Raw genomic sequence first — 12359 nt, 5'->3', positions numbered from 1 at the left:
CTCGATAAATTAAAACGGCATATCTCCATCATCTACAGGAGTCATGTCATCATCAAATCCACCAAATGAGTCATTTGATGGCTTTGAATAATCAGAATTTCCGCCAAATCCATTATCTGAACCAGCGTTTTGGCCTTTGCCTCCACCTACGAATTCAAAGCTTTCTACAACTACATCAGTAGTATATCTCTTTGAACCATCTTGTGCATCATAACTACCAGTTCTGATGTTACCAGTAAGTGCAATTTGACCACCTTTTGTAAGATATTGTGCTATTGTCTCAGCTGTTTTACCAAAAGCTACGCAATTGATGAAATCAGCTTCATCTCTCTTGAATTGTCTTGTAACTGCAATTGAGAATCTAGTAACTGCGTTACCACTTCCAGCTGCAAATCTTAATTCAGGATCTCTTGTAAGTCTACCTAAAAGTATAACTTTGTTCATTACAATATCACCTCTCTTACGCTTCTTTTCTTACTACGATGTGTCTCATAACACCGTCAGTGATTCTGAATATTCTTTCTAATTCTCTTGGTAATTCTGGGTCTGCAGTGAATTCTACTAAAGTATAGAATCCTTCGTTAACTTTTTCTATTTCGTAAGCAAGTTTTCTCTTACCCCAAACATCAACGTTTTCTACAGTTCCTCCACCATTTTCTATTACACCTTTAAACTTTTCGATGTTAGCTTTAGTAACTTCTTCGTCAAGTGATGGGTGTTGTATGAATATAGCTTCGTACTTTCTCATCATTTTCACCTCCTCCCCTCGGACTAACGGCTGTGCTTTGCACAGCAGGGATTTCAATTTCTAATTTTAACATTACATATTTACTTTTTCAAGGATTTTTATTAATTTTTTGCTTTTTGCACTATTTTTTTTGCCCCTTTTTGGAACTTATTTCTTGGTAACATGATTATTCTTCCACATCCGACACATTTTATCTTAACATCTGCCCCAACTCTTGTTACCTCGAAATTCTTTTCTCCACAAGGATGTTGTTTTTTCATTTCAACTATATCGCCTAAATCAAAATTTTCTACCAAGTCTATTCCTCCCTTAATTAGCTTCTTTATTCATAATTATATCCAATTTGTTATAAGGTATTTCTATATTAGCATCATCTAAAGCTTCTTTTATTGCTTTTCTAAGCTTTCTTTCCATTGACCATTGTGACATTGGAGTACTAAATCCAACTGTTCTTATATTAATACCTGAAGCACCAAGTTCTGTAACTCCCCATACATCAATTGGAGTAACAACTTCTTCATGAGTATTTTCAAATTCCTTACTTACTTCTTCAATTACTTTTATTGCATTATCTATATCTTCTTCATATGCTATTGATACATCTACCATAAATCTCATATTAGTTCTTGAATGATTTGTAACTATATTTACTGAACCATTAGGAATTAGGTGTAAATCACCATTAAAATCTTTAAGTACTGTAGTTCTTATACCTATGTTTTCTATTATTCCACTAAAGTTTCCTATAGTAACATAATCCCCAACCCCATATTGATCTTCAAATAATATAAAGAATCCATTTATAAGGTCCTTAACTAACGCTTGAGCCCCAAAACCTACGGCAAATCCACCAATACCTGCAAAGGTTAATGATATACCACTAAATAGGTCAGCAAGTAAAATTGCTATACCAACAAAATAAACTGTATATTTTAATATACTATGCATTACAGCACCAACAGTTTTAGCTTTCTGTGGATTCATAGTTAATTTGGAATTTGGATTTTTTATTTGTCTTTCAACAAACTTTTTTATTGCTCTATTTCCTATTTTAATTGTTATAAACATTAAAAATATGACAATTAAAGCTTTAATACCTTTTCTCGCTATGAAATCTAAATTATTTTCTAAAAAGCTAAATACTTTAGATTTTATTAAATCAAAATTATTCCCCTCAATCGATAACAAGTAATTCATTTATGCTTTAAACCTCCACATATTAATTGAATTCTATATAGCTTGCCCCATCTCTGCAATATATATTTTTATATTCGAAATTCTCGTCTTTTATCTTTTTAATGTCATCTTCACTTTCTACTCTTATGCAAATTCCACAACTTTGAGTTATTGAAGTTGGTGTTGGCATAATTCTAAAATTATATTCTTTTTCTTTTAAAAATTTTTCACCAGCCATTGCATCATGTGTGTTTTTAAATACTACAATATAATATTTCATCTCATTCTCCTTCTCATAAAATTTATATTCATAAATAATATTATAATAATTTTCATATTTTATAAAGAAAATATAATATGCTTTTTAACCTTATTTAGTGAATTATATTATTATTTGTTTTATAATTAGATTAGGTGAATTTTAATATTAAAAGGAGAATACTATGATACATATTATAAAAGCAGCTTGTGTAGGCCTTGTGACCGGTATATTCGCCTCAGTTCCATTAGGCCCTGCTGGACTAGAATCTGTAAATAGGTCCATAAGCAAAGGATTTCGTCAGGGATTTAAAGTATCTATAGGAGCCATATTTGCTGATTATTTATATTTAACAATAATAAATTTAGGATTATTCTCAATATTAGATGAAAATTATTTATATAAGGGAATATTCTGGGTTATATCTGGTTCAGTGCTTATATTATTTGCTAAACACTCGAAAGACGAATCAAGTATAACTAGACTTTTACAAAATTCAAAGCTCGGAGGAGTATTATCTGGATTTTTAATTACATTTATAAATCCAGTTACTTTTTCATTTTGGTTAGCATTTAGCGAAACCGTAATTAATTTTTGGAGAACTAATGGTACTTTATTTTTTTATGTGGCATTTTTATTTATGTTATTAGGTAGTGTAATCTGGTTTTCCATATTAAATTTATTAGCATCAAAAGGCCTAAAGTTAATGAAAAAAGATGTTGGTGGTATGGCATCTAAGCTTTTAACATATGTTTTATATATTATTGGAATTTGTTTCATAATTTATGGTTTTTATGTATTAATTTGTTAAAGGATGTCGAATATGAAAGTATATTTAGATAATGCAAGTACAACATTTCCTAAACCAAAAGTTGTTGTAGATTCCATTTACAATTACTTAGTTAATATTGGAGGAAATGCAAATCGCTCTAATAATTCAAATACTTTAGAGAGTAATAGAGAAATTTTTATAGCAAGAGAAAGAATAGCTAATTTTTTTAATTACGATAAAATTGAAAATGTAGTATTTACAAATAACATTACATCTTCTTTAAATATGTTAATTAAGGGAACTTTAAAGTCTGGAGATCATGTTATAACTTCATCATTAGAACATAACTCTGTTATAAGACCTATAATTTCATGTAAAGAAAATTTAGGTGTTGAAGTTGATTTTGTAAAAGGTAACTCTACAGGTTTTATTAATCCAAATGACTTTGAAAAATGTATAAAAGAAAATACAAAACTTATTGTTTTAACTCATGCATCTAATGTAACTGGATGTATTCAACCAATTAAAGAAGTCGGAGAAATATGTAAAAGACATGGGATATTTTTTATAGTAGATACAGCACAGTCTGCTGGAGCTATTCCTATTGATTTTAAAGAAATAGGTGCAAATGCATTAGCCTTTACTGGACATAAAAGTTTATTAGGTCCACAAGGAATTGGCGGATTTATAATTGATGATGAGCTTAATAAACATTGCTCTACTATAATTGAGGGAGGTACTGGTAGCCTATCTCACGATATACACCAGCCTAGCTTTATGCCTGATAAATTTGAATGTGGTACATTAAACATTCCTGGAATAGTTGGATTATCAAATTCCATCAATTTCATAAATGAAGTAGGTATTTTAAATATAAAAAAAAAGAATAGTTATTTATACAAGAAATTATTAAATGGTATATTATCTATCGACGGCTATGAAGTTTATGGAGATAAAACAGGAGAGAAATCAACAACATCTTTATCATTAAATCTAAAAGGTGTTGATACATCTGAGCTTTCTTTCTACCTAGATGATCACGGTATAAGTAATCGTTCTGGATTGCATTGTGCACCTAAGTGTCACGAAACAATTGGCACGTTCCCTACTGGCTCTGTTAGATTAAGTATTTCTTATTTTAACACCGAAAAGGAAATAGATTATACATTGTCAGTATTAAAGAATGCAGCAAAAGAATTAATTTAAACTTGAATAAAAACCTTCTTGTATGGAAATAATTTCTATATAAGGAGGTTGTTTTTATGCAAAAATCTTTTTCAATAGATGGTATAGAATATGATTCATTTAATGATATAGGTAACTATATTTATAAAATTTTAAAACCAATTGTCGATGTTAATAGGACTGTAATTTTTTTATGTGTTGGATCAGATAGATGTACAGGAGATTCCTTAGGTCCACTTGTTGGATATCACTTAAAAAATATAAAGAAAAAGAATATTTATGTATATGGTTCTTTAGAATATCCAGTTCATTCTCAAAACTTAAAAGATACAATAAATAAAATATATAATAATTTTAATGACCCATATATAATTGCAATTGATGCATCTCTTGGTTCATTCAATAACATAGGAAAGATATTTATAGAAAATAAACCTCTTTACCCAGGTCTCGCCTTAGATAAAGATTTACCTTCCGTTGGTGATTTAAGCATCACAGGAATAGTTAATGTTTCAGGTAAGTTTGAATTTATGGTATTACAAAATACTAGACTTTATACAGTTAATGCCTTAGCAGAAACAATAGCTAAAGGAATATCTTATTCAATTGATAAATTATCAAACAATGATATTGATGTAATTCAAAATTTCAAATCTTAGTTTAAATCGAGTGGATTATTCCACATTTATATAATTGCATTATGGGCAAAAAGACTATATCTCCTATAATAGAAAAAGTCATTTATCTTTTTTGATAAATGACTTTTTGTTTTATTTACTATTTATTGCTTCTTTTAATACATGAGCTTCTTCTTCTGATAAACCATATCTTGATATTCCCTTATCAACCGGTTTAGCATAAGTTGTACTATCATGTCTTCCATATAATCCTGTTAATACTATTCCATCATTATGTCCATCAAGCATTGCTATTGAGAAACTTAAATCGCTTCCTACATCTTCGAAAGCTTTATATCTCATTATTCCTACCTTTTGAACACAACCTTTAACTTCAACTCTTAAATCTTCACATAACTTAGCTGCTTCTGTTGCTGCATTTGCTGCATTTTCAACTTCATCTAATTTAGCATTTATAAGCTCTTCTAAATTTTTATTGCTAGTACCTCTCATAAGCTTTCTGTATTTCTTTTCTAGTCTGTTAACTGATCTCCATAAGACTATGACAAAAGTTAAAAGCAATAGAATTATTATTCCTGCTCCTATTAATATAAAAGGTAAATAATTTTCTAAATTCGCTATTAAATTTTCCACTTCTTTTCCGTCCTTCCTTCTTTAAAAAATGTTTCACGTGAAACATTACATATTAATTAGATCTAAAATTCTATTTAAGTCATCATCTGAGTAGTATTCTATTTCAATTTTACCCTTTTTGTTTTTCGAATTAATATTTACTTTTGTCCCAAAATAATCTTGTAGTCTATTTTGAACATCCTTAAAGTAAGGATTAATTTCTTCTTTTTCTTTTTTAAGCTTGTCTTCTTTTTTGTTTGCTAATGATTTTATTAATCTTTCAAGTTCTCTAACTGATAATTTTTCATCAATTATTTTTTGAGCAATTTCATATTGTAGGTCTTTATCATCTATAGAAAGTAATGCCCTTCCGTGACCTTCTGAGATTACACTTTCAATTAAATATTGTTGAACTCTTTCATCTAAATTAATTAATCTCATTGTATTAGTAATTGCAACTCTAGATTTACCTATTCTATTACTTAACTCTTGTTGAGTTAAATTAAAATCATCTATTAATTTTCTATAAGCTAAAGCCTCTTCAATTGGATTTAAATCTTGTCTTTGAATATTTTCAATTAAAGATATTTCTAAAACTTCTTTATCTGTTAAATCCATTACTATTGCAGGTACTTCTTTAAGACTAAGCATCTTGGCTGCTCTCCATCTTCTTTCACCAGCAACAATAACGTATTTTTTACCTTCTTGTCTTAATATTAGTGGCTGAATTATACCATGATTTTTAATTGATTCTGCAAGTTCTGCTATATTTTCACTGTCAAAGAATCTTCTTGGCTGATCAGAATTATTTTTAATTTTATTTAAAGGTATTAATGTTCTTTCTTCTGATTTATTACCCTTTTCACTCTCTTTTGATTCAATTGTATCTATCTTTACTTCATCTGGAATTAATGCACCTAAACCCTTACCTAATCCAAATTTTTTACTCATTTCTTCTCACCTTTCACCTTCTGCCTTTTTAAAAATTCTTTAGTTAATTTTGAATAAGCATCTGCGCCCTTACATTTTTCATCATAAAGCATTATTGGTAGTCCAAAACTTGGGGATTCTGCTAATCTAATATTTCTTGGTATTGTATTTTCATAAACTTTATTCTCAAAGAACTTTTTAACTTCGTTATAAACTTCGTTACTAAGGTTAGTTCTATAATCATACATGGTCATGATTACACCCTCGATTTTTATCTTTTTATTTAAAGATTTTTTAATTAACTTAATTGTGTTAATTAATTGTCCGACCCCTTCTAAAGCGTAAAACTCACATTGAATAGGAATTAATACTGAATCGCAGGCTGTCAATGCATTAATGGTTAAAACCCCTAATGATGGTGGACAGTCTATAAAAACAAAATCAAATTCATCTTTTACTTCATCTATTTTTTCTTTAAGTATTTTCTCTCTATTATCTTTTGTTATAACTTCAACTTCAGCTCCAGCAAGCTCCATTGTAGATGGTGCTATATATAGATTAGAAATAAGATCGCTATGTATTATAACATCTCTTAAACTAACATCTGATGTTATTACATCATACATTGAAAATTCTAAATTTCTTTTATCTATTCCTAACCCACTTGTAGTGTTTCCCTGAGGATCAATATCTATTGTTAAAACCTTATAACCTGCCATTGCAAGATAAGAAGCTAAATTAATATTTGTGGTTGTCTTACCAACTCCACCCTTTTGATTAAATATACAAATTTTCTTCATATTTAGCTCTATTTTATTCCTAGAGCCTTACACCCCCTCTCCTATACTATATTATATATTTTTTAAAAAAATAATTAAAGATAAAACTGACAAAACAATACATTCTTAATAATTTTTTCAGGTTTTTTTGATGAATATTTTACTATTAATAATACATAAAAAAAATCCACTAAAAAACAAAGTTTTTTAGTGGATTTTTAAGTGAATTATTTTTTATTTTTAGGGATATTAACAGTTACTTGTATATATTCCTCGTGATCTTCCATCTTATATTTTGCAGGTATATTAAACTTATCAAATACTTGCTTTATTGTATTTACATATAATTTTGCAGGGAATACTGTTGTTATTTTCTTTTTGCCTTTTCCGTTTAACTCTTTGCCTGCAAGTTTTAATAACTCTTTATTAATTAGCTCCTCAGTCTGTCTTACATTTAAGTTACCTTTTATAACTTTTTTTATTATGCTTAGCTGTAACTTTTCATCTTGAACAGAAAGTAATGCTCTTGCATGTCTTTCTGTTAAATTGTTAGTTACACATAATTCTCTTACTTTTTCACTTAGCTTTAAAATTCTTAATTTATTCGCTATTGTTGATTGTTTTTTACCCATCCTAGTTGCTAATTGTTCTTGAGTAAATCTATGATCATGAATTAAATTATAATACGCTTCAGCCTCTTCTATAAAGTTTAAGTCTTCTCTTTGCAAGTTTTCTAATAATGCTATTTCCGCTGATTGAGCATCTGTTATATCTATTATATTGCAAGGTACTTCTTTAAGTTCTGCAAGCTTTGCAGCTCTCCATCTTCTTTCCCCAGCAACTAATTCATAAAATTCTCCCCTTTTTCTTACTGTTATTGGTTGAATTATACCATGTGTTTTTATAGATTCAGATAACTCAATTAAAGCCTCATCATTAAAATATTTTCTTGGCTGATATGTATTTGGTATTATATCTTTAATATCAATTTTTAGTATTTCGTTATTCATATTGACACAACCCATCCCTTATAAATTTCCAATCTTTTATCTCTATATATTAAAATTCGATGCATACCATTTTTTTCCTTCTTTTTGTTATACATAAATTCCGTCATTTATCGATTCAAAATGGTATATTTTTCATATAATATTATATACTATTTTATCGGTTTTTTTGTAACTGTTCCTGCTTTTCTTGGATATGTCTTAGGACATTCCTTTATCTTTTCAACAACTACTATATTATGATTTAAATCAGTATCTTCTATTATAGTTTCATCAACTCTTAATAGTTTTCCCCCAAGTACGTTTAATGCCTTTTTGCTACTTTCTAATTCTTCTTCAATTGCAGGTCCCTTTAAAGCAACGAAGTATCCTGATATCTTAACATAAGGAAGACAGAACTCTGATAATACTGCCATATTGGCAACAGCTCTTGAAGTTGCTATATCGAAACTTTCTCTAAGATTTTTATTTCTTGCACCATCTTCTGCTCTTGAATGTATAGTTGTTACATTCTTTAATCCTAATTCCCTAACAACTAAATCTAAGAAGTTTATTCTTTTGTTTAAAGAGTCTAATAATGTAACTTCTATATCTTCTCTTAATATAGCTATTGGCATGCCTGGAAAACCTGCTCCAGTCCCAACATCAATTACAGTCTTAGCATTCTTTAATTCTGGGCTCTTAAAAGCTTTAATACAATCTATAAAGTGTTTCTTTATAAAATCTTCATCTTCAGTAATTGCAGTTAAGTTAATCTTTTGGTTCCATTCTTGAACTAATCTCATATATTTAATGAATTTATTATACATATCTTCATTAAATTCTATATTAACCTCATCTGCGGCTGTTTTCATTATATTGTAAAAGTCCATATTATCCTCCTTTATGGCTCTAATTATCACTATTTGCTTTCTTTCCATAATGATATTCTAAGTAAACTAATAAAACAGATATATCAGCAGGTGATACCCCTGAAATTCTTGATGCTTGCCCTACACTTATAGGTCTTACCGCATTTAGTTTTTGCATTGCTTCAGTTCTTAATCCCTTAACATCATTATAATCTATATCACCAGGTAAAAGTTTCTTTTCAAACTTTTTAAATTGGTCAACTTGTTCAAGCTGATTAACTATATACCCTTCGTATTTAGCCATTATGTTTATTTGCTCTCCTACGTTATCTGGGTATTCTGGTCTTTCAGGGTCAAGTTCTATTAATGAGAAGTAATCAACCTCTGGTCTCTTTATTAGCTCGTAGAAGCTTATAGGCTTCTTAAGTTCTGTTGAACCAAGCTTAACTAATATCTCATTATTTTCTTTCTTATTTGTTATTTGAAGATTTTTTAATCTTTCAAGTTCTGTATCTATATTATTTTTTCTAGTTAAAAATCTATTGTATCTTTCTTCAGTTACAAGACCTACATTATGTCCAATTTCAGTTAATCTAAAATCAGCATTATCTTGTCTTAAAAGAAGTCTGTATTCAGCTCTTGATGTCATCATTCTATATGGTTCATTTGTACCTTTAGTAACTAAATCATCAACTAAAACTCCAATATAAGCATCTGAACGAGTAAGTATCATAGGTTCTTTACCTTGTACCTTTAATGCAGCGTTTATACCAGCTACTATACCTTGTGATGCTGCCTCTTCATATCCTGAACTACCATTTAATTGTCCTGCTCCATAAAGCCCTTCTATATGCTTAAATTCAAGTGTTGGTTTTAATTGAGTTGGATTTATTGAATCATACTCAATTGCATAAGCTGATCTCATAACTTCTGCATTTTCAAGACCTTCAATAGTTCTAAGCATTTTTAATTGTACATCTTCTGGAAGTGATGATGAGAATCCTCCAATGTACATTTCAAGTGTATCTTCACCTTCTGGCTCTACGAATATTTGGTGTCTTGTCTTGTCTGGGAATCTCATAACCTTATCTTCTACTGATGGACAGTATCTTGGTCCTATTCCCTTTATTGAACCATTATATATTGGTGATCTGTCTATGTTATTTTGTATAACTTCGTGAGTTCCTTCGTTAGTGTATGTTAAATAACATGATATTTGTTCTCTATCTATATTGTCATTCATAAATGAGAATGGAACTATTTTTTCGTCACCTTTTTGTTCTATCATATTTGTAAAGTTAACTGATCTTCTGTTAACTCTTGGTGGTGTACCAGTCTTAAATCTTCTAAGTTCTATTCCAAGATCTAATAATGTTTGTGATAGGTCATTTGCAGGTAATAATCCATTTGGACCACTGTTATAACTTACCTCACCTATTATTATTTTAGCCTTTAAGTATGTTCCTGTTGCAAGTATTACTGCCTTACATCCAAATATGGCTCCATTTTTAGATACAGCACCTGTTACTTTTCCGTCCTCAACTACTAAATCAACTATTTCAACCTGTCTTACATAAAGGTTATCTTGTGCTTCAAGAACTCTTTTCATTCTTTGTTGGTATTTTAATTTATCTGCTTGTGCTCTTAATGAGTGAACTGCTGGTCCTTTTGAAGTATTAAGCATTCTTGATTGTATGAATGTAGCATCTATATTAACACCCATTTCTCCACCTAATGCATCTACTTCTCTAACTAAATGCCCTTTAGCTGTTCCCCCTATATTAGGATTACAAGGCATCATTCCAATTGATTCTAAGTTAATTGTACATATTAATGTCTTTAATCCCATTCTTGCTGAAGCTAGGGCAGCTTCACATCCAGCATGACCTGCTCCAACAACAACTACATCATATTCTTCAGCATTGTATCTCATCTGATTCCTCCTATTTTCCTACACAGAATTCAGTAAATATCTTATTAACTAAATCTTCTTCAAGTTCTGCTCCTGTAATTTCTCCAAGTGCTCTAAGCCCTGAAGTAACATATATTGAAATTAGGTCTAAGAACTCATTCATTTTTAATCTATTCTGTGCATTTTCACAATTCTCTAATGCTCTATATAAAGCTTGCTTATGTCTACTATTTGTTATGATTAAGCTTTCATTGTCTACTTCTCCATTGAAGAATAGCTCTTTAATCTTAGCTTTTAAATCATTTATTCCAAATCCAGTCATAGCTGATATCTCTATAAAGTTATCTAATCCTTCAATATCATCTATATCAAGCTTACGTTCTAAGTCTACTTTGTTTAAAAGTACTATAGTTTTCTTATTTTCTATAGCCTTTATTATTTCTCTATCTTCTTCTTCTAGATCTCTTGATGTATCTAGCATTAATACAACTAAATCAGCCTCTTCAATCTTTTCTCTTGATCTTTCAACACCAATCTTTTCAACAACATCTTCAGTCTCTCTAATACCTGCTGTATCTGTTATTTTTACTGGTATTCCATCAAGATTTATAAATTCTTCTATTATGTCTCTAGTTGTACCTGGTATATCAGTTACTATAGCTCTTTTTTCTTGCAGAAGTGCATTCATAAGAGATGATTTACCAACGTTAGGTTTTCCTATTATTGTCATTTTTAATCCATCTCTTATAATCTTACCCTCATTTGCTCCTTTTAATAACTTCTTCATATCAGCTATTGCCTTTTCAAGGCTTTCATTAACTCTTATAGGAACAGTTTCATCTGGTTCTTCATCATCTTCTGTGAAATCTACATCATATTCAATAAGAGCTAAAACATCTAAAAGGTATTCTCTAAGTTTGTTTATTGCCTGGGAAAGAGAACCTCCACTTTGCATAACTGCTGATTTCATAGCTAAGTCAGTTTTTGCTCTAATAATGTCCATTACAGCTTCAGCCTGACTTAAATCTATTCTTCCATTTAAGAATGCTCTCTTTGTAAATTCACCTGGTTCTGCGATTCTTGCACCACTTTTAATAACTTCTTCAAGTACTCTATTAGTTGATACAACTCCACCATGACAGTTAATTTCAACAACATCTTCAGCTGTGAAACTTCTTGGACCTTTCATGTAACTTATTATTACTTCATCTATTATTTCTCCACTTTCACTATCTATAATATTACCGTACTTCATAGTGTAAGTTTTCATTGTATTTATATCAAAGTTATTTTTTCCTACAAATATACGTCCAACTATTTCTAACGCTTTATTTCCTGAAACTCTTATTATTGCTATTCCACCCTCACCTTGAGCAGTGGCAATACCACATATAGTATCGAATTCTTTCATATAATATCCTCCTTGGAATTTTCTACTTTCACATAGTATAATCCAACTAAAACTAATATCAATTTTACAGAATTATATT

General features: G+C 29.6%; 15 protein-coding genes. 3 read left to right on the top strand and 12 right to left on the bottom strand.

Features of this window, described 5'->3' with window-relative positions; genetic code table 11:
* Positions 1 to 9 precede the first annotated feature (9 nt).
* The 5 genes from ACZ5TJ_RS00825 to ACZ5TJ_RS00805 all read right to left on the bottom strand — a co-directional run bounded on the left by ACZ5TJ_RS00825 (position 10) and on the right by ACZ5TJ_RS00805 (position 2204).
* Entirely contained in the window at positions 10 to 444 is a 435-nt protein-coding gene (locus ACZ5TJ_RS00825; protein WP_039312289.1) for a single-stranded DNA-binding protein, read from the bottom strand.
* Positions 445 to 460: 16 nt separating this feature from the next.
* Entirely contained in the window at positions 461 to 748 is a 288-nt protein-coding gene (gene rpsF, locus ACZ5TJ_RS00820; protein ID WP_039312291.1) for a 30S ribosomal protein S6, read from the bottom strand.
* A 101-nt stretch (positions 749 to 849) separates the two neighbouring features.
* Positions 850 to 1044, bottom strand: coding sequence for a DUF951 domain-containing protein (locus ACZ5TJ_RS00815; RefSeq protein ID WP_045725258.1), 195 nt, complete (start codon positions 1042 to 1044; stop codon positions 850 to 852).
* A 13-nt stretch (positions 1045 to 1057) separates the two neighbouring features.
* A complete protein-coding gene (locus ACZ5TJ_RS00810) occupies positions 1058 to 1945 on the bottom strand; it encodes a mechanosensitive ion channel family protein (RefSeq protein WP_464200725.1) in 888 nt (295 codons plus the stop codon).
* Positions 1946 to 1967: 22 nt separating this feature from the next.
* Positions 1968 to 2204 (bottom strand): putative Se/S carrier protein, encoded by a 237-nt coding sequence (locus tag ACZ5TJ_RS00805; protein ID WP_464200724.1) that lies wholly within the window; start codon positions 2202 to 2204, stop codon positions 1968 to 1970.
* Positions 2205 to 2367: 163 nt separating this feature from the next.
* Between ACZ5TJ_RS00805 and ACZ5TJ_RS00800 the strand changes: the two genes are divergently transcribed.
* The 3 genes from ACZ5TJ_RS00800 to yyaC are packed head-to-tail and all read left to right on the top strand — an operon-like array spanning position 2368 to position 4799.
* On the top strand, positions 2368 to 2994 hold the full coding sequence (locus ACZ5TJ_RS00800; RefSeq protein ID WP_464200723.1) for a LysE family translocator: 627 nt from the start codon (positions 2368 to 2370) through the stop codon (positions 2992 to 2994).
* Between the two features lie 12 nt (positions 2995 to 3006).
* Positions 3007 to 4161 (top strand): aminotransferase class V-fold PLP-dependent enzyme, encoded by a 1155-nt coding sequence (locus ACZ5TJ_RS00795; protein WP_464200722.1) that lies wholly within the window; start codon positions 3007 to 3009, stop codon positions 4159 to 4161.
* 56 nt (positions 4162 to 4217) lie between these two features.
* Positions 4218 to 4799 carry a spore protease YyaC gene (yyaC, locus tag ACZ5TJ_RS00790; protein ID WP_464200721.1) on the top strand — a complete coding sequence of 194 codons (582 nt, stop codon included), beginning with the start codon at positions 4218 to 4220 and terminating at the stop codon, positions 4797 to 4799.
* 111 nt (positions 4800 to 4910) lie between these two features.
* Here yyaC and ACZ5TJ_RS00785 read toward each other — a convergent pair whose 3' ends face one another.
* From ACZ5TJ_RS00785 to mnmE, 7 genes are all read right to left on the bottom strand, one after another.
* Positions 4911 to 5411: a DUF4446 family protein gene (locus tag ACZ5TJ_RS00785; protein ID WP_464200720.1), complete on the bottom strand. Its 501-nt coding sequence runs from the start codon at positions 5409 to 5411 to the stop codon at positions 4911 to 4913.
* Between the two features lie 45 nt (positions 5412 to 5456).
* Positions 5457 to 6341: a ParB/RepB/Spo0J family partition protein gene (locus tag ACZ5TJ_RS00780; protein WP_464200719.1), complete on the bottom strand. Its 885-nt coding sequence runs from the start codon at positions 6339 to 6341 to the stop codon at positions 5457 to 5459.
* Positions 6338 to 7120, bottom strand: coding sequence for a ParA family protein (locus tag ACZ5TJ_RS00775; protein ID WP_464200717.1), 783 nt, complete (start codon positions 7118 to 7120; stop codon positions 6338 to 6340). The genes ACZ5TJ_RS00780 and ACZ5TJ_RS00775 overlap by 4 nt, the downstream gene beginning before the upstream one ends.
* 206 nt (positions 7121 to 7326) lie before the next feature.
* The gene (gene noc, locus ACZ5TJ_RS00770; RefSeq protein ID WP_464200716.1) at positions 7327 to 8109 is read right to left on the bottom strand and encodes a nucleoid occlusion protein; all 783 of its coding nucleotides are present in this window, start codon (positions 8107 to 8109) and stop codon (positions 7327 to 7329) included.
* Positions 8110 to 8258: 149 nt separating this feature from the next.
* Positions 8259 to 8978: a 16S rRNA (guanine(527)-N(7))-methyltransferase RsmG gene (gene rsmG, locus ACZ5TJ_RS00765; RefSeq protein ID WP_464200714.1), complete on the bottom strand. Its 720-nt coding sequence runs from the start codon at positions 8976 to 8978 to the stop codon at positions 8259 to 8261.
* Positions 8979 to 8997: 19 nt separating this feature from the next.
* Entirely contained in the window at positions 8998 to 10890 is a 1893-nt protein-coding gene (mnmG, locus tag ACZ5TJ_RS00760) for a tRNA uridine-5-carboxymethylaminomethyl(34) synthesis enzyme MnmG (protein ID WP_079285986.1), read from the bottom strand.
* A 10-nt stretch (positions 10891 to 10900) separates the two neighbouring features.
* A complete protein-coding gene (gene mnmE / locus ACZ5TJ_RS00755; protein ID WP_464200711.1) occupies positions 10901 to 12280 on the bottom strand; it encodes a tRNA uridine-5-carboxymethylaminomethyl(34) synthesis GTPase MnmE in 1380 nt (459 codons plus the stop codon).
* Positions 12281 to 12359: the final 79 nt, after the last annotated feature.

The sequence above is a fragment of the Clostridium budayi genome, from assembly GCF_055396605.1.
Note: the sequence above shows the minus strand (reverse complement) of the source record. Positions and strands in the feature narration are given on the sequence as shown.

What these genes read in the sequence shown, in the direction of transcription:
- ACZ5TJ_RS00825 (WP_039312289.1), bottom strand. Translation starts at nt 444, where the DNA reads ATGAACAAAGTTATACTTTTAGGTAGACTTACAAGAGATCCTGAATTA.
- rpsF (WP_039312291.1), bottom strand. Translation starts at nt 748, where the DNA reads ATGAGAAAGTACGAAGCTATATTCATACAACACCCATCACTTGACGAA.
- ACZ5TJ_RS00810 (WP_464200725.1), bottom strand. Translation starts at nt 1,945, where the DNA reads ATGAATTACTTGTTATCGATTGAGGGGAATAATTTTGATTTAATAAAA.
- ACZ5TJ_RS00805 (WP_464200724.1), bottom strand. Translation starts at nt 2,204, where the DNA reads ATGAAATATTATATTGTAGTATTTAAAAACACACATGATGCAATGGCT.
- ACZ5TJ_RS00800 (WP_464200723.1), top strand. Translation starts at nt 2,368, where the DNA reads ATGATACATATTATAAAAGCAGCTTGTGTAGGCCTTGTGACCGGTATA.
- ACZ5TJ_RS00795 (WP_464200722.1), top strand. Translation starts at nt 3,007, where the DNA reads ATGAAAGTATATTTAGATAATGCAAGTACAACATTTCCTAAACCAAAA.
- yyaC (WP_464200721.1), top strand. Translation starts at nt 4,218, where the DNA reads ATGCAAAAATCTTTTTCAATAGATGGTATAGAATATGATTCATTTAAT.
- ACZ5TJ_RS00780 (WP_464200719.1), bottom strand. Translation starts at nt 6,341, where the DNA reads ATGAGTAAAAAATTTGGATTAGGTAAGGGTTTAGGTGCATTAATTCCA.
- ACZ5TJ_RS00775 (WP_464200717.1), bottom strand. Translation starts at nt 7,120, where the DNA reads ATGAAGAAAATTTGTATATTTAATCAAAAGGGTGGAGTTGGTAAGACA.
- noc (WP_464200716.1), bottom strand. Translation starts at nt 8,109, where the DNA reads ATGAATAACGAAATACTAAAAATTGATATTAAAGATATAATACCAAAT.
- rsmG (WP_464200714.1), bottom strand. Translation starts at nt 8,978, where the DNA reads ATGGACTTTTACAATATAATGAAAACAGCCGCAGATGAGGTTAATATA.
- mnmG (WP_079285986.1), bottom strand. Translation starts at nt 10,890, where the DNA reads ATGAGATACAATGCTGAAGAATATGATGTAGTTGTTGTTGGAGCAGGT.
- mnmE (WP_464200711.1), bottom strand. Translation starts at nt 12,280, where the DNA reads ATGAAAGAATTCGATACTATATGTGGTATTGCCACTGCTCAAGGTGAG.